At 45.8% G+C, this 21,391-nt stretch carries 11 protein-coding genes; 6 read left to right on the top strand and 5 right to left on the bottom strand.

Translation table 11 applies throughout. The features are described 5' to 3' along the window. Positions 1-379: 379 nt before the first annotated feature. Positions 380-1,081: a hypothetical protein gene (locus F7D20_RS11640; protein ID WP_158464182.1), complete on the bottom strand. Its 702-nt coding sequence runs from the start codon at positions 1,079-1,081 to the stop codon at positions 380-382. Between the two features lie 348 nt (positions 1,082-1,429). Between F7D20_RS11640 and F7D20_RS11635 the strand changes: the two genes are divergently transcribed. From F7D20_RS11635 to F7D20_RS11610, 6 genes are all read left to right on the top strand, one after another. Then, entirely contained in the window at positions 1,430-4,834 is a 3,405-nt protein-coding gene (locus F7D20_RS11635) for an Ig-like domain-containing protein (RefSeq protein WP_158464181.1), read from the top strand. 205 nt (positions 4,835-5,039) lie between these two features. Further along, entirely contained in the window at positions 5,040-8,369 is a 3,330-nt protein-coding gene (locus F7D20_RS11630; protein WP_158464180.1) for a SusC/RagA family TonB-linked outer membrane protein, read from the top strand. A gap of 24 nt (positions 8,370-8,393) precedes the next feature. Continuing rightward, positions 8,394-10,370 carry a RagB/SusD family nutrient uptake outer membrane protein gene (locus F7D20_RS11625; protein ID WP_158464179.1) on the top strand — a complete coding sequence of 659 codons (1,977 nt, stop codon included), beginning with the start codon at positions 8,394-8,396 and terminating at the stop codon, positions 10,368-10,370. A gap of 19 nt (positions 10,371-10,389) precedes the next feature. Then, positions 10,390-12,039: a DUF5123 domain-containing protein gene (locus F7D20_RS11620; protein ID WP_158464178.1), complete on the top strand. Its 1,650-nt coding sequence runs from the start codon at positions 10,390-10,392 to the stop codon at positions 12,037-12,039. 152 nt (positions 12,040-12,191) lie between these two features. Further along, on the top strand, positions 12,192-13,094 hold the full coding sequence (locus F7D20_RS11615; protein WP_158464177.1) for an Rpn family recombination-promoting nuclease/putative transposase: 903 nt from the start codon (positions 12,192-12,194) through the stop codon (positions 13,092-13,094). 307 nt (positions 13,095-13,401) lie between these two features. Beyond that, the gene (locus tag F7D20_RS11610) at positions 13,402-15,387 is read left to right on the top strand and encodes a glycoside hydrolase family 28 protein (RefSeq protein ID WP_158464176.1); all 1,986 of its coding nucleotides are present in this window, start codon (positions 13,402-13,404) and stop codon (positions 15,385-15,387) included. Between the two features lie 107 nt (positions 15,388-15,494). Here F7D20_RS11610 and F7D20_RS11605 read toward each other — a convergent pair whose 3' ends face one another. The 4 genes from F7D20_RS11605 to F7D20_RS11590 form a co-directional block, all read right to left on the bottom strand. Further along, positions 15,495-16,937: a glycoside hydrolase family 57 protein gene (locus tag F7D20_RS11605; protein WP_158464175.1), complete on the bottom strand. Its 1,443-nt coding sequence runs from the start codon at positions 16,935-16,937 to the stop codon at positions 15,495-15,497. A 46-nt stretch (positions 16,938-16,983) separates the two neighbouring features. Continuing rightward, positions 16,984-18,252 carry a glycosyltransferase family 4 protein gene (locus tag F7D20_RS11600; protein WP_158464174.1) on the bottom strand — a complete coding sequence of 423 codons (1,269 nt, stop codon included), beginning with the start codon at positions 18,250-18,252 and terminating at the stop codon, positions 16,984-16,986. A 17-nt stretch (positions 18,253-18,269) separates the two neighbouring features. Further along, positions 18,270-20,213 carry a glycogen debranching enzyme N-terminal domain-containing protein gene (locus tag F7D20_RS11595; protein WP_158464173.1) on the bottom strand — a complete coding sequence of 648 codons (1,944 nt, stop codon included), beginning with the start codon at positions 20,211-20,213 and terminating at the stop codon, positions 18,270-18,272. A gap of 237 nt (positions 20,214-20,450) precedes the next feature. Continuing rightward, a complete protein-coding gene (locus F7D20_RS11590) occupies positions 20,451-21,383 on the bottom strand; it encodes a diacylglycerol/lipid kinase family protein (RefSeq protein WP_022251981.1) in 933 nt (310 codons plus the stop codon). Between the last annotated feature and the right edge of the window lie 8 nt (positions 21,384-21,391).

Raw genomic sequence — 21,391 nt, 5'->3', positions numbered from 1 at the left:
GTATTTCGACGCAAAAAGCGTGTCGAAAAATTGATAGATTTTGAACACCCTACCTGTAAGGGCAAAAGCTTTATAAATTGCCAGGAGTTTTAAAGCTTTTGCCCTTACAGGGCGATAGGCAAACGCCCGCAATAACCCAGGGCGCTGCCCTGGGCTAAGAGCTTCTGCCCCTTCAGGGCGTGCTGCTTCTATGACCTTCTGTACCTTCAGAGCGTGCTGCTTCTATGACTTTCTGCACCTTCAGAGCATTCCTTCTGCACCTTCAGAACATGTGGCGCTTACTTGCGATAGTTGAATAAAAAAAGGTCTTCTGCCGAAACAGAAGACCTTATTATTTTTTGCGACTTGCAGGAACGAAGTACTGCAAGGGAAAACGAAATTACTTGTTAATAAACTTTTTGCCGTTCTTGATAACAATGCCCTTAGCATTGCTTGCTACCTTCTGACCCAAGAGGTTGAATGTAGCACCCTCGTTAGCAGCCTCAGCTTTGACAGAAGAGATGCCTGTTGGTGATCCAACCTCATACTTGAAACCATAGAAGCCCAGCTTTGAACCAGTACAGAGAACATAGTATGTACCACCCTCAGCAACGTTGATTTTTACAACGCCATTAGACTTTAAAGCAAGAATATTCTCGTCCTTTTCGTTCTTATCGAAAGTCTGAGAAGCACCATCCTTAGCACTTGGCAAATTATAAGAAGCAAGAGTAACCTCAGCAAAAGTTGCATCCAGGACATGGAAGCCCTTACCACCGTTCAACTGAACACCTACTGTTAGAGAACCTGCCTTTTTTGTCTCGAACTTATAAACACAACCTGTTGGCTCAGCACCAGATACCAACTTACCACTGTTCTGACCAGATACATAAGCCACGAAGTCTGCGTCAGCCCAGTTACCCATAGCCTTACCTGTTTTAAAAGCTGTGCCAGCATTCTCCATATAAGTCAAGGTGATGTTATCTACTGATGTAATCTTGTCACCAGCATTAAAATTGTCACCCACCTGCACTGCATAAGTGCCCTGAGCGTTCACACTTGCTGCCATAGCGACAGCGGCAATAAGAGTAAAGAATTTCTTCATAATCGTTTGTTTTTAGTTTATTATTTTGTTTGTTTTATGTTTTAGAATTAGTCTTTAATATGACTACGATGCAAAAGTACAACTTAATCGTAAAAAATGCAAGACAAAAATGCAAGAATTCATCGTAAACGTTTACGTGAGTTTAATTAGATTAAGGAGGAACAACTATCAAGATTTTGCATTACCTTTGTACCCAAGTCAAAGCTGCACTCGGCATAACATTCAAGCAAGTTTGATGTTCTGCGCTCGTTTGCAAAGCTTTGCAAAAAGCAGTACCCTTAACTCCTACTCTTATTTACTGAATACAATATAAATATGTATATATAACCTAAAAAAAAGTAACAACAAATGAAAAGAAATCTACTAAGATTTGGGCTCTCACTCATAGCCCTGTTTGTTATGGTAGTGGCAAATGCGCAAACCTACCAAAACGAAGAAGCTAGCGTTTCATGGCCGTTTAATGACGCCAACTACGCTACACAGTACACAAAATCACCAGAAAATGGTTTCAGTCTGGTTTCCGTAAACACCGGTGACTTGAAGTATTCTCAAAAGACATCACAGACTACAAAAGACAAAGACGGAAACAAGATGGTCATGGCTGGTTTCGGTCCTGTTGGTACAACAAAAGCCGTAGAATGGACCGTTAAACCTAGCAAGGGACTTACATTTACCCCAACCTCTATCAGTACCTACGTAAACCGATTCGGTACAGATGCAGAAAATGGAGTAACCGTAACCGCTAAACTTAGCGACGGAACTTCTGTAGACTTGGGTAATTTCACTGCATTAAGAGAAAACAAGACAACAGAGTCTGACAAGTATTCGAAAAATGAAAACCTGACCAACCACATCGTCATCCAGCTCACTGCCGACCAGCAAGCCAAACTGACATCAGCTGAAGGCTTCACGCTGAGTTGCACCGTCGGCGTTGGCGCTACTAAGCAGCAAGGCTTTGCCGATGTACACATCAACGGTCTTTTGAACGGAACCATTCAACAGGTAGAACAGTATACACTGTCAGCTGTTGTATCAACTGTAGGAGCTGGAACCGTCAAGGTATCTCCTGCAGGAACAGTATTTGATGCAGAAACACCAATCACCGTAACTGCAACAAAGAATTTCGGCTACAAGTTTGTCAACTGGACAGATGCCAATAATAAGGTAGTATCTACAGATGAAGAATATACCTTCTCTATCTCTGCCAACACTGCATTGAAAGCAAACTTTGAGAAAATAAACACCTACGCTTTGGATTACAAGGTAGAAGGTGGCGCCAAGGACTATATGGTGACTCTCTCTCCTGCCCCAGAGATGGTAGATGGCAAGAAGATGTATGAAGAAGGTACAGAGGTAACTCTTACCGCAACAGGAAACGACATCATCGACTTCAACAACTGGAGCAATGGTGAGACAACAGCAGAAATCAAGACGACGATGAATGAAGACCAGGCTTTCACTGCCACATTCTCTGCCAAGGATTACATCGTGGCATGGGACTTCTATCAGGAAGGCAAGGAAGGTCGCACTGCCGACTTTGCTGCAGCAGACAATGACGCAGTACAGCTCGTACTCCGTGATGCAGAAGGCAACTCATACGGCTGGCTCGACAAGAGCAATACGGCTGGTGGTTACGAAGGCAAGAACGCAGCTGTCAACTGGACCAAGACTACAACAAAGGCTTTAGGTGAAACCTACTGGCAGACCAAGTTCAACGCTACAGCATTCACCGATATCAAGGTAAAGAGCAGCATGCTCTACAATTATAATGCTTACGAGACCTACAATGTAGAGTACTCTCTTGATGGCGAGAAATGGACCAAGGTTGGCGCCATCACGATGCCAGGAGCCAAGGCTTGGACTGCAGGCGAGTTCACTCTCCCAGCCGAAGCCAACAACCAGGCTGCAGTATTTGTTCGCTGGATTGCCGACAAGACTTCATCTGTCAAGGGAACAACAGGAACCAACGACGGTATCGCTCTCGCTCAAATCTATATCACAGGTACAGCCAAGCTCTTCGATGACGGCACAGCTCCTGTTCTCCAGAGCCAGGTACCTGCAGCAGGTGCAACCAATGCATCAGCCAATGGTAAGATTGTATTGACCTTCGATGAGAAGGTAAAACTGACTGAAAGTGCCAAGGCAACCCTCAATGGTCAGGAGTTGACAGGTACCGTATCTGGCAAGACCATCACCTTTGCCTACAAGGGTTTGAGCTACGCTACAGAATATACCTTCGCACTCGCTGCAGGTTCAGTAGCCGACTTGACCGACAATGCTATCCAGAGCGACATCACCTTCAGCTTCACCACCAAGGAGAAGCCTGCAGTAACCAAAGCTCTCTATGACTTCATCGTACCAACAGACGGTTCATTCACCGACGCTCTTGCTGCAGCAGCCAAGCGTGCTGATATCAGCAAGCGTTTCCGCATCTTCATCAAGCAGGGCGACTATAAGATTCCTGCCAACCCGAACAGCATGGTGACTGGTATTGATGGCAAGCAGTATCCAAGTGCTACCACCTATATGAATACTCCTAATGTATCTATCATCGGTGAAAGCAATGAGAATACCTCTATCACCAATACAGTACCTGCAGTGGAGTGCGACAACGGATTCGGCATGGCAAACGTACTGGAAGGTATCGGAAAAGGTGATGTATTGAGCTTGGAAAGTGGTGCTGTCAACACTTACTTCCAGGACATCAAGATGTACAGCAGCATGGGCGACGGCAAGGGTCGTGACATCGTACTCAACGATAAGAGTAACAAGACTATCTGTAAGAACGTCAACCTCTGGGCTTATCAGGACACCTACGTATCCAACAACCAGAGAGGTCGCTTCTACTTCGAGGGTGGTATCCTGCGTGGCAACACCGACTACCTCTGCGGTAAGGGTGACGTATATTATAATAATGTAGATCTCTTGATGTGTGGCACAGGCTATCTCGCCGTACCTTCACAGCCTACCAAGTATGGTTACATCTTCAAGGATTGTACTATCAAGGACGGATCAACCGCAGGTATCAACGGCAAGTACAAGCTCGGTCGTCCTTGGGGCAAGGGCACTCCTATCGCTCTCTTCATCGACACCAAGATGGAAGTGATTCCTACAGCAGCAGGTTGGGACGAGATGAGCGGTGGTTATCCTAAGCGATTTGCTGAATACAACTCTACCACAGTTACAGGCACTGCAGTAGATCTGAGTGGAAGAAAGCAGGTTTATGATGCCTACGATGCAAAGGATGGAGACAACTATACCGACCGTCGCAACGAGACAGCAGAAAGTCCTGTCCTTACAGCAGAGGAAGCTGCATTCTACACCCTCGAAACCGTTATGGGCGGTGATGATGACTGGGATCCAACTGCTGCCACAGAACAGGCTTCTGCTCCAACTAATGTGAAGATTGCTGGTAACAACCTGACATGGGACAACAGCAACTATGCTCTGCTCTGGGCAGTATGCAAGGACGGCAAGGTGGTTGACTTCACCGTTGAGCCTACATACGCCGTTGACGATGCTTCAGCAACATGGAGTGTCCGTGCAGCCAACGAGATGGGTGGTCTTGGCGAGGCTACAGTAGCAAGCACCAGCACCGGCATTGAAAACATCGCAACTTCTTCCGATGTTTTGAGCACCAAGATCTACTCTGCCGATGGTGTTCAGGTAAGCAAGTTGCAGCGTGGCATCAACATCGTCGTAAAGACCATGACTGATGGTAGCAAGAAGACCAGCAAAGTGGTACTGAAGTAAAAGAAACTTCTGAATAAATAAAAAAGGTGCAATGCCCGTTCGTGGGTGTTGCACCTTTTGTTTTTTATACGAAAAATTTTTTTTTACGCAAATATTGAAAACGTTTACGTAGATTTTAACACACCATATTTATTAAAAAACCAAAAAAGATAGTATCTTTGCAGCGAAGAAATATATTTTTTTACTAATCTAACCAAATAAATGTATGTCTGGTAATTTAAAACAAATTAGAATTGCGTTGGTTAGCATCATGCTGTTTTTTGCAGCAAGCCTATCTGCGCAAACCGTAAAGGGTACAGTTATCGACAATACGGGCGAGCCTGTAATCGGCGCCTCTGTCTTCGAGCAGGGTGTGCAGAGCAATGGCGTTGCTACCGATATTGATGGTAATTTCACCTTAACATTGAAAGGCAACAGTAAGAAACTGAAGATCTCATACATCGGTATGAAGACTCAGGTCGTAAATGTTGCAGGTAAATCAACCGTTTCCGTTAAGCTCGAGGACGAGTCCAACAGCCTCAACGACGTTGTCGTTATCGGTTACGGTACAGTAAAGAAGAAGGACTTGACAGGTTCTGTGTCTTCCATTTCTTCTAAGGAAATCGCCAACGTTCCTGTTTCTAACGTCAGCGAGGCAATGACCGGTAAGTTGGCTGGTGTGAACATCACCACAACCGAAGGTTCACCTGACGCAGAGGTAAAGATCCGTGTACGTGGTGGTGGTTCTTTGTCACAGGACAACTCTCCTCTTTACATTGTCGATGGCTTCCCTGTAAGCTCTATCAGCGATATCGCTCCCAGCGAAATTGCAACCATCGACGTTTTGAAGGATGCCTCTTCTACTGCTATTTATGGTGCCCGTGGTGCTAATGGTGTTATCATCATTACTACCAAGAGTGGTTCTGAGGGCAAGACTCAGGTAAACTTCAACGCTTCTTACGGCTGGAAGAAGAACGCTAAGGAAATCGAAGTTCTCAATCCTTATGAATTCGTACTCTACCAGTACGAAACTGCAAGCGCCAGCAACAACCCATCAAACCTGGGTGGTAGCAACTATGGTAACTATGCAGACTATGACATCTGGAAATCAAGAGCAGGTCACAACTTCCAGGATGAGGTATTCGGTCGTACAGGTACACAGGCTATCTACAATGCCAACGTAAGTGGTGGTAGCAAGGACTTCAAGTACAATGTAAGCTATGCTCACAATCAGGAGAACAGCATCATGGAGAAGTCTGGCTACAACAAGGACAACATCGGTGCCAAGTTGCAGGCCAAGCTCAACAAGTGGCTTACCTTTGACTTCAATGCACGTATGGCATATCAGAAGATCAAGGGTCTTAGCGGTGGTGCTGACACCAACGATAGCAATGCTGCTAACTCAACCGTAGCACAGACTATCACCTTCGCTCCTATTCAGGAGTTGGTATCTGCTGATGAAGACGAGGAAAACTCATCTTCTTCCCGCCGCTCACCAATGGAGCGTCTGGATGGTACTTACAAATTGCAGACACGTTTCCAGCAGAACTACAATGCTGCTCTGACATGGAAACCATTCAAGCACTGGACAGCCAAGACCGAGTTTGGCTATGGTTGGAAATACTATGACACAGACCAGGCATGGACAGCTTTGGCTGTTAACAACTCTAAGTTTGGTCACAATGGTCGTCCTCAGGCTCAGTTCGTACGCGACACATACAAGTCATGGCGCAATGCCAACACTTTGACTTATGACAACAATAAGCTCTTCGGTGGCCGTGATCACCTGAACGTATTGATTGGTCATGAGTGGAGCTCTGATATGCAGACTACACGTACCAGCACATCAGTAGACTTCCCTGTTGATTTCTCTATCGATCAAATTCTTTCTTTCACCAATACTGCAGAAAGCACTCTTGGCAACGAGGTTGACATCAAGGCTAAAGACAATATGCTTTCTTTCTTCGGTCGTATCAACTACACCTTGGCAGACAAGTACTTGATGACCTTCACTCTGCGTGAGGATGGTTCTTCTAAGTTTGGTAAGGGCAATCGTTGGGGCTTGTTCCCATCATTAGCTTTGGCTTGGCGTATGTCTGACGAGAAGTTTATGAAGGGTGCCGACAAATGGCTCTCTAACTTGAAGCTTCGTCTTTCTTTGGGTACAGCCGGTAACAACCGCATCCCTTCTGGTATGCTTTCTCCTACTTATGGCGTGGCTGATGCTGCTGGCAAGCACCCAGGCTTCAACGAGGTGAACACTGGTATGCTTGAGACCTATAAGGCTAACGGCAAGACCGTTCTCTACAATCCTAACTTGAAGTGGGAAACCACAACAACCCGTAACTTCGGTATCGACTACGGTTTCCTCCGTGGCCGCATCTATGGTACTTTGGATTTCTATTGGAATACAACCAAGGACTTGCTGATGCTTCAGACTTTGCCTTCAGCAACAGGTTATGAGCGTCAGTATCAGAACGTAGGTACTACCTCTAACAAGGGTATTGAGTGGGCACTGAATGCTGCTATCGTAGACAGCAAGAAGTTTAACCTCAACTTCAACTTCAACATCTCTTACAACAAGAACAAGATTGACAAGTTGGAAGGTGGCGCACACTATGAGACATCAAGCTGGGGTGGTACCAAGGTAACCAAGGGTAATGGTGACTTCCTGCTCGAGGAAGGTGGCCGCTTAGGTGAACTTTGGGGCTACAAGCAGCAAGGTTTCTATACCGTATTCGACCCTGCAACAGGCACAGGCGACCTTATCTATGATGGTGCCAAATGGCGCTTGGCTACAGAGGCTGACGGTCATGTAGGTGGTGACGTAAAGAACAACTCTTATAAAAAATTCGGTGGCACACTGTATCCTGGTGGTGCCAAGGTAGAATGTGACGAGGAAGGAGAAGCCCTTTTCCAGCGCTTGGGCAATACAGTTCCTGAGGTAACTGGTGGTTTCGGATTCGATGGTATGTGGAAGACCAACTTCGGTAACTTCGACTTCAACATCTTCTGTAACTATTCTTTGGGCAACAAGATCTACAATGCTACAGCACAGGGTGCTTCTTTCTATAGCGGTACTTCTGCAGGTTGGAACATCATCAATGATTACAACTCAAACAACCGTTTCACATGGGTTGACCCGGCAAATGGTCTGAACCTCGGTCGTCCTTCAAGCTCTACAGTAACTGCTTATGGCGGTGTAGAAGGCTTGATGAGCCGTCTGAACGAGATCAACGCCAATGCTACAGTATGGAACCCAGCAGCCAACAGCAATATGGTGATCTTGGATACCTACTTGGAGGATGCTTCATTCTTGCGCATCAACAACATTACCGTAGGTTACACATTGCCAAAGAACTGGGTTAAGAAAGCATGGCTTGAGAGCGTACGTGTTTACTTCACTGCTTACAACGTATACTGCTTCACCAACTACAGTGGTTACGACCCAGAGGTGGACACATCTTCTAAGGGCAATCCTATGACACCAGGTATCGACTACGCTGCTTATCCTAAGAGCCGTTCTTTCGTAGCTGGTATTAACGTGACATTCTAACTTAGACAAAGGAGAAAACAAAATATGAAAAAGATATTAGGAATAGCAGCACTCTCTATGGGTGTCATGCTGACAAGTTGCTCCGACTTCCTTGATCAGAAAGCTGACTCAGCTCTGGACCAGGAGAACGTGTTCAACTCAAGCTATTTCACAGGTCTTGAAATCAACAAGATTTATGGTGATTTCGGACAGGATAATATGTATGCGAACCGTATGACCATCTCTTACGGTGCCAATACAGATACCGAGTTAATCGATGGTTTGGGATCAACCTCAACATCTTCTAACGAACGTGGTTACATGAACTACAATGGTACTGCAGGCGGATGGGCTAACTTGGGTACAACATGGACCAACATCTATGGCTGTATCGAATATTGCAACAAAGCCATCGAAGGTATCCGCAACAGCACTATCGCTGAAGAAACAGCCATGAAACGCTACTTAGGCGAAGTACTGACTCTTCGTGCTATGCTCTACCTCGACTTGGTTCGCCTTTGGGGTGATGTGCCTTACAAGACATCTGCTACCAAGCCTGACTTGAGCGATGCCTACGAGGGAAAGACCGACCGCGATATAATTCTCGATGGTCTGCTCGAAGACTTGGAAGAGGCTTCTAACTTGCTCCCATGGGCAGGTACTGGCAACTATACTACAGAGCATGCTACTAAGGGTTATGCTGATGCTCTCTATGCACAGGTAGCTCTGACACGTGCAGGCTATGCTATCCGTGAAAGTGCTAAGGAAGGTTACGAGACTCTCCCAGAGTTCTCTGATCCTACTTATCCTACACAGCGTCCTGACGAGGCTACCCGTAAGGTATACTACGAGAAGGCTTTGGCTAAGTTGACTGAGATTATCAAGAGTGGCAAGCACAGCATGAACCCAAGTTTCAAGAACGAGTGGCAGCTTCTCAATGCGCGTAAACTCGATCAGACTTACCAAGAGAATATCTTCGAGCTTCCTATGTTGCTGAATGTTACAGGTGAACTTGGTTATACAGTAGGTAAGCGTATCAAAGGTTCTACATCAGAATTTGGTAAGAAAGGAAACTCTTCTGGTAAGTTGAACACCACTGCTACCCTCCTCTACTCTTACGAGAAGGATGACACACGCCGCAACGTAACATGCTGCCCTGTACAGTGGGGTGAGAGAAATGGTCAGACCATCGAAGGTATCGGAGATGTAAACCCAGACAAGCAGAGCATGAAGCCATTTGGTATCACTATTGGTAAGTGGCGTCCTGAGTGGATGGGCGAAGAGTGGAAGGCTGCAGCTAAGGCATCTACAGAAAAGGTAACCACTGGTGTTAACGTTGTAAAGATGCGCTACTCACAGGTTCTGTTGATGTATGCTGAGGTAATGAACGAGTTGGCCGGTGCCAATGGCAACTACCAAGGCGATGCTGGCATGACAGCACTTCAGGCTTTGGCAATGGTTCATAACCGTGGTGTGAAGGAAAGCAACAACGACACTTCTATCGAAGGTGACTTCCTGCAGGCTGCTGCCAACCACAACAAGGAGCAGTTCTTGAACGATATCGCTCAGGAGAATGCTTGGGAGTTGACTGGCGAATGTGCACGTAAGTGGGATCTCGTACGTTGGGGTATGCTGGCAAGCAAAATAGCAGAAGCTAAGGCTGAGTATGCTCAGAAATGTATGGAGTGGCCTACCACTATCTACTTCAACTATACCGATGCCACCAAGACTCGCATCGACGAGAGTTCTATCGCTTGGTATGGCTTAGAGAATGGCAAGACCGAAACTGACTATGATAACAAAGCTACAGGTTGTGGTTTTGAAGACGAAGAGGCAAGAGACGAATCTAACTCTGAGTATACTAAAAACCTGAAGACCATCAGTGCAGGTCTTGTAGGTACAAGCATCGACGGAACTGTTGCTACACCAGATCATGGTGTGAAGAACCGTTACATCTTGCCTATCTACACCAAGACTATTGCCGACTCAAGAAACGCTTTGGCAAACTCTTATGGTTTCTAATCATTAACAAAAGACAACAATGAAAACAATAAAATATTCAGTTTGGGCCATCATGTTGCTCGCTGCAACATTGGTCTCTTGTACTGACAAGATGGACTGGGACATCGACCCAACCTTAGACCGTTGCTTTAGCGCAACATCTCTGTCAGTAGATCCTACAGACACTGAGGCTGAAGTTACTTTCGATGCCGGCATGATGAAGGCAAATGGTGCAGAGAAATTTGAGATTCAAGTGACTACTGCAACTTTGGAAGACGATGAGGCATGGGACAATTCTGACGAGGTGCTTACCTTCGAGACTGATAACAGTCCTTATACCATCACTGGTCTTATCGGCGATACAGAGTACTCACTCCGTATGCGTGCGCTCTCTTCTCAGAAGACTGCCAGCCATTGGGTACACTATGCTTCAAGCACAAAGACTACCTTCAAGACCAAGGCTGAGCAGATCATGAATGCTGTAACAAACGCTGATCGTGGTGAAGACTTTATCACAGTGTCTTGGGACGCAAGCAAGGCTGTTACCAAGTTGACTGTATCAGACGGTACAGAAGAGGAAGGTCAGGAGCCACGCACCATCGAGTTGGATGACGAGGCTAAGGCTGCAGGTCGCTATACCATTACAGGTTTGACACCTTCAACCAATTACACCATCAACATCTATTACAATGACACAAAGCGTGGTTCTGTTACAGCAAGCACTGCTGCTGCAATGCCTGCTGGTGACGAGAAGGTAGAGTTGGATCCATCTATCTCTACTATCAACAACGACGTGATTGCTAACATTGTAAAGTCTGCACAGGAGAAGACTGGCAAGACCAATGTTGCTATTACCATCGGTTTGCAAGCTGGCAAGGAATATACTATGGTTTCTACATCTGAGGATGGTACTGATGCCAACGTGAAGATTCCTGAGGGTGCATCAGTTACATTCTTCGGTTTAGCTGGCGACGGAAAACCTGTTTTGAACTGGAAGAAGTGCTTAGACATCGCAGGCTCTCACGCTTACATCCGTTTCCAGAACGTAAGTATGAAGGATACTGGTTGCCAGTACCTCATCAACCAGGATAAAGATGCTGCAGTAGCTGAATTGTCATTCACAGATTGTACATTCTCTGGCTTCGAAAGTTCTGTATTCCGTACAAAGGGTGGTGTAGTAAGTGTTGACAAGATTACTGTTGACAACTGTGTGATGACCAACATGTCTACTGGTGGCGGTTATCCTGTATTCTATATCGGTTCAACCACTACCACTATTGGTCAGTTGGAGTTGAAGAATTCTACATTCGATACTACAAGCCACAACTTCATCCAGTTGAAGGCTGCTATCGCTGGCGGCGTGACTATCAGCGACTGTACCTTCTACAACAACGTTGCCGGTAGTAAGTATTTCATGGATTCCAACAAGTTGAGCACCAACCTGACTATCATCAGAACTGTTCTTGGTATGTCCATGGATGCAGCAGCAAGAGGTGTCCGCACTACAGGTTCTATTGTTATCAACGAATCTATGCGTGCAAAAGATTGTGTTTACGGTTCTAACGACATCAAGGAGTTTGCTGTAGGTAGCTTGACATCAGATGAGATCTTCACTGATCCTGCCAACCACAACTTCACAATGAAGATTGACAACCGTATTGGTGACCCACGCTGGTACAAAGCAGAATAAGCAAATAGCAAGCATCCACAAGATGCTTCGCTATAACAAACTATAAAGGAAGTGCAATGCTCACATCGGGCATTGCACTTTTTTTGTTGTTTCACTTGGAAATTACAAAAGAAAAATGTATCTTTGCAGCGAGGTATTAAAATAGTTAAGATATGGCAAGATACATCAACCCTTTCTCAGACTGGTCGTTCAAGAGAATCTTCGGTCAAGAATACAGCAAAGACTTGCTGATAGAATTCTTAAACCAACTTCTCTTAGGAGAACAACACATTACTAATGTCAAGTTTAAGGACAAGGAGATGTTGCCGGAAACAAAAGACCAAAGAGGAATCATATACGATGTCTTTTGTACAACTGACACTGGCGAGCACATTATCGTCGAGATGCAAAACAAAAGTCAGGCTTATTTCATAGACCGCTCTCTGTTTTATGCTTCTAAGACGATAGTTGACCAAGGCGTAAAAGGACAATGGGACTACCATCTTACGCCTGTTTACGTAATCTGCTTCATGAATTTCGATGTAGACGAAAATACACCTAAGAAGTTTAGAACAGACGTTGTGCTGGCAGACAAAGAAAGCGGAGAAGTTTATTCTAACAAAATCCGTTTCATCTACTTGGTGATGCCCCTTTTCAAAAAGAAAGAAGAGGAGTGTAATACGTTTTTAGATTGTTGGATTTATAATTTGAAACATATGGAGACTTTAGAGAAAATGCCTTTCGAGGCTCAGCACAAAATATTCAAGAGACTGGCAGAAATAGCAGACTCAAAGACCCTGACAAAAGAAGAGCAGGAAAAATACGACAACAGCATGATGGTCATGTGGGACAATTATGCTGTATATAAGCATGCAGAGGAAAAAGGAATAATAAAAGGAGAAGCAAAAGGAAGAGCGGAAGGAAGAGCGGAAGGAAGAGCTGAAGGAAGAGCTGAAGGAGAAAAAGAAAAAGCCAAAGAAATCGCTCTCAAACTTCTTGCTTTAAATACACCAATGGACATCATTTTCCAATCCACAGGTTTATCTATAGAGGAAATCAAGAAATTAAAATCATAAGCGCATAGGAAGTGCAATGCTCACATCGGGCATTGCACTTTTTTTATTTCATTACCACTCCCCTACTTCCAAAGAACAAGACTGAATTCGTAGATTCATCGAAGAGAAAGTAAACTCAAATTTCGCAAGTGATTTATGTACGGGCTGAAGGTCCAAAAGCTCATAGCCCCATCAGGGCATGTGAGGCAAAACTTGCGAAAGTTCAATTCCATATACGTAATCGTTTTCGTATAATTTTCTGAGGTTTACACCTTATTATATATAGAATAATTGTAATTTTGCAATATAATAAATATAAGCCTAATTTATGAACAAGACTTTTTTCAAAAACATGGTGCTTGCAGCACTTATGACATTACCCGTACTCGCAAAGGCACAGACTACTTTTGCGGGAATCACCGCTGAGAAAAATGCTCAGAATACTCCTGAGGGATGGACAGCAGTAGCATTACCACAGTTGCCAGCCATCACATCGGAAAATACGTTTAACATCAAAGACTATGGTGCCTCCACATCGGCAGCAGACAACACCAAAGCTATTCAGAAAGCACTGGATGCTGTTCCTACTACTGGCGGTATGGTAGTAATTCCTGCTGGTACATGGATGTTTGGCAGCACAGACCAGATGACCAGCAAAACCGAGGTACTCAGCATCAAGTCTAAGACCGTACTCCACCTTTGCGCAGGTGCCACCCTGAAGCTCGTGGAATATGGTAAGGCTCCTAACAACAAGACAGTATTCATCGGTTGTAAGAACAAGGGCAAGAATGTTACCGATGTTGTTATCGAGGGTGAAGGCGAAACATCTATCATTGACGGCCAGGGCGCACGCTGGTGGCTGGCAAAAGAGCAAAGCGAGACCTTCAACCCTGGTGCGATGATACGCTTCGAACAGGGTAAGCGTTTCTTGCTCCGCAACTTCAAAATTCAGAATACTCCCGGTGTGAACATCACCATCAGCAATAGCGGTAAGGCAAGTCATGCTACTATTCATGACGTAACCATCAGCGAACCTGCTTCAGAAGCAGGAAAGGGCAAGGCATCTCATAACACGGATGGTGTCTCTATCTGGGGTCCATACGTCAACATCTACAACTGTAATATCAGCAATGGTGACGATAATGTAGTTTGCGACAATGACGCACAGTACATCCATGTATGGAACTGCTACTTTGGAACAGGGCATGGTGCTTCTATCGGTAGCTATACTAAGAACATCAAGCATGTATGGTTCGATAACATCACCATGAATGGTACCACAGCTGGCATCCGTATGAAGACAGGCATCAATAGTGATGGTACTCTCCGCGGCGGTGGTGAGGAAGACTGGAAGTTTACTAACTTCACTATGACCAAGGTTAAGAACCCACTCTCTATCGACTGCTTCTACGACAAGAACTACAATAGCGATCCTGCTGTAGATAAGGCTAACGCAAGAGCATTGGATAGCACTACCCCAACCTATAATGGTATTTATCTGCAGAATGTGAAGACAACTGATGTTTGCGATGGTAACGCAATCTTCTTTGTTGGTCGCCCAGAAAGCCACATCAAGAACGTGACACTCGACAACGTACAGATATCAGCCAAGAAGGGTATAGACATCCGTTTCGTAGATAATCTCGTATTCAAGAATGGATCAAAGATTACAGTAAGCAGTGGTGCTATGTGGCTGAAGAAATATGATTCATCATGGACAGATGAATGCGATGCAACATCTACAGGCTCTACCGTTACAGATACAAAGGGGCCTTTTACCTTGAATTCAAAGACCCTAACTGATGCAACTGCAGGAACCTTCAGCAATGGTTTCTCTATCTCTAACGAGAATAACAAGAAATATGATGTGGGCTCAGGAACTAACTATATCAAGTACAGTGCCAATCAATATACCATCATTATTCCTGACGGTATCAAAATCGCCAAGATGGACATCGAAGGAAAAGACAACTACGCTGATGCAGATGCCTATATCGGTGAGATTAACGGCAAGAGCTACGATGCTACTACTTATATCTTCCCTAAGGACAAGAGCGTAAAGAAATATACTGTAGAGTTTGATTCTCCTGTAGAGCACACGTTGACCTTCACACCGAAAGTAAAACAATGCATCTTGGCATTTACTCTTTACACTGATGCCACAAGCTCTATAGCTGGTATCACGGTGGATAATAAGCTTATGGCAGACACCAACATCTATGACCTCAGCGGCCGTGTTGTAGCACAAAAAGGTTACGAAGGTCTAAAGAAAGGTATCTATATCTTCAACAACAAGAAATTCGTTGTGAAGTAACCTACTCTCTGTACACTACGGGCTCATCACCTGTTAATATAGAACAAACAAAAAAGGCAATCTGTCAAACAGCAGATTGCCTTTTTTATATTTATAGGATTATACTCTTATTTCTTTTCTGTAGTTTCTTCCTTAGTGGCAGCTTTCTTTGCAGGAGCCTTCTTGGCTGCAGCAGAAGCCTTAGTAGCAGTTTTTTTGGCAGGAGCCTTGGCTGCGGTAGCGGTCTTCTTGGCACGGAGTTTTTCAGCCTCTTTCTCTATCTTCTCGAGCTTAGCCTGCAGACGGACAATCTCCTTGTCCTTTACCTCGATTTCCTCGTCCTGATTCTTGATGGTGGTGAGAAGACCCTCCAGCTGATCGTTATCCACATCAGAAGGATACAAGTCGTTGACACGATTGAGGAAGTCGCCAAGAATATTCATATAGTTGGTGAAAGCATCAAAAGGATCGCTGTAGATACCACGGTCAAGACCTACATTGCTTGGTTTGGTGGTCATGAAGCGGAAGTTGTTGCTTGCCTGCAGGTAATCCCAGTCCTGATTGATACGAGGATCGTTGGCAATGCGGACACGGTCGGCAACACTATAAAGTTTGTTGAAAGCCTCACGCTGCATAGAGTTACCCAACCAGGTGCTGACATCGCGCTCCTCGTCTACCCAACTCAGGGTATCAGGAACATTCAACTCGCCTACCGATTTCATCTTCTTGCAAATCTCGATAGGAGTAGAGAAGGTGATGCCCTTCTCCTTGGCGCAAGCTGGCAGAGCCTTCAGGAACTCCAGAATGTTGCTTGACAAGGGCTGGGCAATACCGAGAGCAGACAGCTCCATGAAGATATTGATTACCTGCTCCTCTTGAGGCAGGGCAGCAATCTGATTGATATAGTTGTCGGCGAAGAGAGGATAGCCGTCCCAGTTGCTGTTGTTGAAACGCAGAGAGACATCATCGCTCAGGCGCACATCACGCAGCAAGAGCTTGAGCTTTGGAGCCAGGGCGCAGTTGTAAACATAGTGAGGAGACTTCCATCCCAACACATGCTTGGCACCCTCGGTAAGCATGCCGGCAAACCCCATCTGTGAAGCCTGCAAACCGATATCATCGCTATAGATGAGTGAAGAGTTGCGCAGCACCTGTGGCTTCTTGCCAAAGTACTCCTCCATCTTGGCAGCCTGACGCTGTACTTCGGCTTTAAAGCTCTCCTCGTTGACGAGAGATGCCAAGCCATGAGAATAAGGTTCGGCGAGGAACTCTACGCAACCAGTCTTGTTGAGATCCTGCAACTTCTCCAACACCTGTGGTGCATGAAGTTCCAACTGCTCCATACCCACACCAGAGATAGAGAAAGCCACCTTGAAATACTGTCCGTTGGCCTTGATCATATTCTCAAGAGTTGTGAGGGCAGGCATATAAGAATGCTCAGCAATATCACTGATACTACGCTCGTTCTCATAGTCATCGTAGTAATAATGGTCGGTACCGATATCGAAGAAACGATACCTCTTCAGATGGATGATCTGATGTATTTCGAAATATAAACAAATTGTCTTCATAAAAAAAATAAAATTTGAACGTTTAACTTCACTCTTCACTTCACACCTACTTCCACCCCAGTGTCTTGAGGTAAAGGTCCTTGATGCGTGCTCCCACTTTCTCCCAGGTTATCTGGTCGACCTCATTTTTGCCTTCCACAGACAGATAGTCGAAGAGACTCTCGTTGTGGCAAATGCTATAGATGGCATCAGCCAGGGCATGAATGTCCCAGTAGTCTACCTTGATACAGTTGGTCAAGATTTCACCACAACCACTCTGCTTGGAAATAATCGTAGGCGTGCCACACTGCATGGCCTCCAAAGGAGAGATACCAAAAGGCTCGCTCACCGAAGGCATGACATAGACATCAGAATCTTTCAGGCACTCATACACCTGCTTGCCACGCATGAATCCCGGGAAGTGGAAACGGTCGGCAATACCACGCTCTGCAGCGAGATAAATCATCTGATTCATCATATCGCCGGAACCAGCCATACAGAAACGCACATTGCGAGTACGATGCAACACCATATTGGCAGCCTCGACAAAGTATTCCGGACCTTTCTGCATAGTGATACGTCCCAAGAAGGTTACCACCTTCTCCTTGCCCTTATGGTCGGGACGAGGAATGTCCTGCCACTCCTGCTTCAATGGATAAACAGCATTGTGCATGGCAAAACACTTGCGTGGGTCCTGATGATACTGATTGATGACTGTCTGACGGGTAAGCTCTGACACACACATGATGCAATCGGCATTGTCCATACCATCCTTCTCGATAGAATAAACAGTAGGGTTCACCTTGCCACGACTTCGGTCGAAGTCGGTGGCATGCACGTGGATGCACAGAGGCTTTCCACTCACCTTCTTGGCGTGGATACCAGCAGGGAAAGTAAGCCAGTCGTGCGCATGGATGATATCAAACTCTTCAGCACGAGCCACAACACCAGCAATCACAGAATAGTTATTGATTTCATCGTGCAGATTGGAAGGATATCCACCTGCAAAGTCCATACAGCCGAGGTCATTGACGTTCATATAATTGAAATCGGCATAGATATGGTCACGATAACGGTAATAGTCATTAGGGTCCATAATGTTGCCCACACGCTGCTTCACATAGTCATAGTTGACATCGCGCCAGGCTATAGGCACACAGTTCATGGCTACAATTTTAGCGGCACTGCGGTCTTCATCACCAAAAGGATGAGGCAGACAGAGAGTGATATCCACATCGCCCTGAGCATGCAATCCCTGTGAGATACCAAAATTGGCAGTAGCCAAGCCACCAAATACATGAGGAGGATACTCCCATCCAAACATTAATACTTTCATATTGCAGTCCTCCTTATTTAATATTGATATTTTTCAAGTAGTTCGAGCGCACGCAGAATCTCTGCCACATTCATGGCAAAGGAGATAGCACCTCGTCCAGTAAATGGAGGGTTGCCATCGAAGAGCTCGCTGATGGTGCCCAAACAATGGCATGACATCTCATCGTCATAGCCCACCATCTGGCGCTCAATGAAGCTCAGACGTGTACGCTTATACATCTTCAGACTTGCCTCCATATAGAAGCCACCCAGCCATGGCCATGCTGTACCCTGATGATAAGCATAGTCGCGTTGGCTCTGCGGACCTACATAGACAGGGTTGTATCCGCCACTCTTTGGTGAGAGTGAACGCAGGCCCTTAGGTGTAAGAAGCTCTCGGGTACAGATGTCGAGCACACGCTTCTTCTGGTCCTGCGACAATGGAGAGTAGTCGAAGGCTACAGGGAATATCATATTGGGACGAACACTCCAGTCGATCATCTTGCCGTCAACATAGTCGTAGAGATAACCATACTCGTTGAGGAAAGTGTCGAGGAACGACTGCTTGGCAAGTTCGGCAGCCTCGAGGAGCTGCTGCTGATCTTTCTCCTTGCCTGCCAACTCGCACAGAGAGGCACAGAAGCAAAGGGCATTATACCACAAGGCATTAAACTCGACGATGTATCCCGTACGGGGAACAACAGGATGCCCGTTGGCAGTGGAGTTCATCCATGTCACAGCCTTGTCCTTTCCGTCGGTATAAAGAAGTCCGTTGGGCATCAGCTTCAGGTTGGGGTGATGATTGCACTTCACGTACATCACTACGTCCTTGATAAACTTGCCGTACTTCTTGAGGCAAGCTTCTTTTCCTTTCTCCTTGGCATACTGCTGCAAAGCCCATACTGCCCACAAAGGCACATCGGGCTGGTCAATCTCTGCAATATGTACGGTGACAGGCTTGCCCTCCATGAACTCGTAATAACCCTTCATAGCGGTCTTCATCACCAACTCGAAGTAGTCGTCTTCCTCGATGGAGAGTGTCAGACCAGGCAAAGAAATGAACGTGTCGCGGGCACGGCACTTGAACCATGGATAACCGGCAATGATGTATCGGTCGTCGTTGCTTTCGCGACGATGGAACTGATGGGCTGCATTGACCAGACAATGGAAGAAATTGTCGCGTGGCGCACGCTCATTCACTTCCTTGTCGAAGAGTGCCTTCAGACTGCGCGATTTGATTTCGGATGTGGAAGCGGCAAAGACGATGGTCTCACCCTTCTTGATGTTCATCTCGAAATAGCCGGGAACATAGAGGTCCTCATTGGAAGCATAGCCGCGCTCCTGCTCCTTGGGATACTCCACACCACGATACCAGTCGGGCTGGAAGATGAAATTATTCTTCTTGGAGAACTGCATGAACAGGTCGGGATAACCGGCATACATACATGTCTTGATGCCATTGTCGACCTCAGCATAATCTCTTGAAGCAGTTGCATTCTCGTGAGTAAACTGTCTCACGCTGCGGAATGCAAGGAAAGGACGGAACCTCAGTGTAGTGGCAGAATGTCCATCCACCAAGGTGTAACGCAACAAAATACGATTCTCATAATGCTGGAACACCACTTCCTTCTTCAGAATGACGCCTCCCACACGATACAACGTGGTAGGAACCTTATCGCAATCGAATTCACGGATGTACTTGTGTCCCATCGGATTGTAGTTGTTGCCTTGATACTTGTGCAGTCCAAGATTGAATTCAGCGCCATGCTGAATCACCGTAACATCGAGCGAGCTCAGGAGCACATGGTTGTCATCGTCCAGTTCTGGAACCGGCACAACCAATAGACCATGATACTTGCGGGTATTACAGTCCACAATCGTAGAGCACGAATAAGCACCAGAGCGGTTGGTACGCAACAACTCCTTGGGCAATGACTCTTGAAGGTTAGTCATCAGGGCCTTTTCGAATTTTAGATAACTCATAGATCTATATTAAGGTTTTAGTTTTTAATACATTACTTTAGATTGGTTCAAAGGTAACGATTTTTTGTTGTATAACAAAGTTTTTTCGGATAAAAATAGTTGAAATTTTGCTTTATCATGTTTTTTTTAGCCAAATCAACTTACTTTTTGAGCAAAACAGCATGTTGACAACACTCAGACTGGCAGCCGTCAACCACTTTATACGAAAAAAGAGGAGCAAGTTGCCCGCTCCTCTTATCAGGCAGGAATCAGGAAATTGATGACCTCCTGCTCTACCGTTATCTTATAGCTACCCTTAGGGGTGTTCATCAGACGACCATCCACACCGATGAGGGCATGCGAAGCCTCCTTCACCTCCACCTCACGGGTACGGTAAGGATGCACACTGCGATGGTTGAGGAACTTACCGCGCACGAAGAGATAGAATCCTTCGAAGAGCTGTGTGATCTGCGGATGATACACCACCGACACATCGAGCAGTCCGTTATAGGGCACGGCGTTAGGTGTCTGACCATATCCTGAGGCATTGCCTATGCACATGGTCATCACCCTGCGCTGTATCTCATCCTCATTGATCTTAACATGCATCTTGTAGTCGAGGCGCTGGAAAATCATGAGCACAAAAGAAGAGATGAACGAAAGTGTGCGGGAACCCAGGAAGTGATGGGTCTTGCGGCGCAGATTCATGATAGCGGCAATCAAGCCCACGTTGATGCAGTTCAGGAAGTAACGATGGCACTTCTCGTCGCGCTTGTTCGTATAACGGATACAACCCAAGTCGATTTTCCTGATACGACGCTGTTTCAGCCATTTGATGGTCTGCTCATAATCGCTGTCGGAGAATCCCCAGAAATGGGCGAAGTCGTTCATCATGCCATGAGGGATTACGCCAAGGGCTATCCCTTCACGAGTAGCCTTGTCCACCTGCATCAGACAGTTGACGGCATCATTGAGTGCAGAGTCGCCTCCCACAATGACTATTGTCTTATAGCCATTGTTGATAAACATCTTCACCAACCGTTCCACACTTTTCTGGTTCTCACTCTGCACAAAGTCGTAGTCGACATGCTGCTGGCGCAACACCTTCTCTATCTTGAGCCAGCGTTTTCCTTCACGCCACCCGTTACGGGGGCAATAGAGCAATCCCCACTTGTTTTCATTAACCGCCATGATCTATA

It is taken from the genome of Segatella copri (genome assembly GCF_009495355.1).
GTDB lineage: Bacteria > Bacteroidota > Bacteroidia > Bacteroidales > Bacteroidaceae > Prevotella.
This window is presented reverse-complemented; position numbering and strand designations above follow the sequence as displayed.

What these genes read in the sequence shown, in the direction of transcription:
- F7D20_RS11640 (WP_158464182.1), bottom strand. Translation starts at nt 1,081, where the DNA reads ATGAAGAAATTCTTTACTCTTATTGCCGCTGTCGCTATGGCAGCAAGT.
- F7D20_RS11635 (WP_158464181.1), top strand. Translation starts at nt 1,430, where the DNA reads ATGAAAAGAAATCTACTAAGATTTGGGCTCTCACTCATAGCCCTGTTT.
- F7D20_RS11630 (WP_158464180.1), top strand. Translation starts at nt 5,040, where the DNA reads ATGTCTGGTAATTTAAAACAAATTAGAATTGCGTTGGTTAGCATCATG.
- F7D20_RS11625 (WP_158464179.1), top strand. Translation starts at nt 8,394, where the DNA reads ATGAAAAAGATATTAGGAATAGCAGCACTCTCTATGGGTGTCATGCTG.
- F7D20_RS11620 (WP_158464178.1), top strand. Translation starts at nt 10,390, where the DNA reads ATGAAAACAATAAAATATTCAGTTTGGGCCATCATGTTGCTCGCTGCA.
- F7D20_RS11615 (WP_158464177.1), top strand. Translation starts at nt 12,192, where the DNA reads ATGGCAAGATACATCAACCCTTTCTCAGACTGGTCGTTCAAGAGAATC.
- F7D20_RS11610 (WP_158464176.1), top strand. Translation starts at nt 13,402, where the DNA reads ATGAACAAGACTTTTTTCAAAAACATGGTGCTTGCAGCACTTATGACA.
- F7D20_RS11605 (WP_158464175.1), bottom strand. Translation starts at nt 16,937, where the DNA reads ATGAAGACAATTTGTTTATATTTCGAAATACATCAGATCATCCATCTG.
- F7D20_RS11600 (WP_158464174.1), bottom strand. Translation starts at nt 18,252, where the DNA reads ATGAAAGTATTAATGTTTGGATGGGAGTATCCTCCTCATGTATTTGGT.
- F7D20_RS11595 (WP_158464173.1), bottom strand. Translation starts at nt 20,213, where the DNA reads ATGAGTTATCTAAAATTCGAAAAGGCCCTGATGACTAACCTTCAAGAG.
- F7D20_RS11590 (WP_022251981.1), bottom strand. Translation starts at nt 21,383, where the DNA reads ATGGCGGTTAATGAAAACAAGTGGGGATTGCTCTATTGCCCCCGTAAC.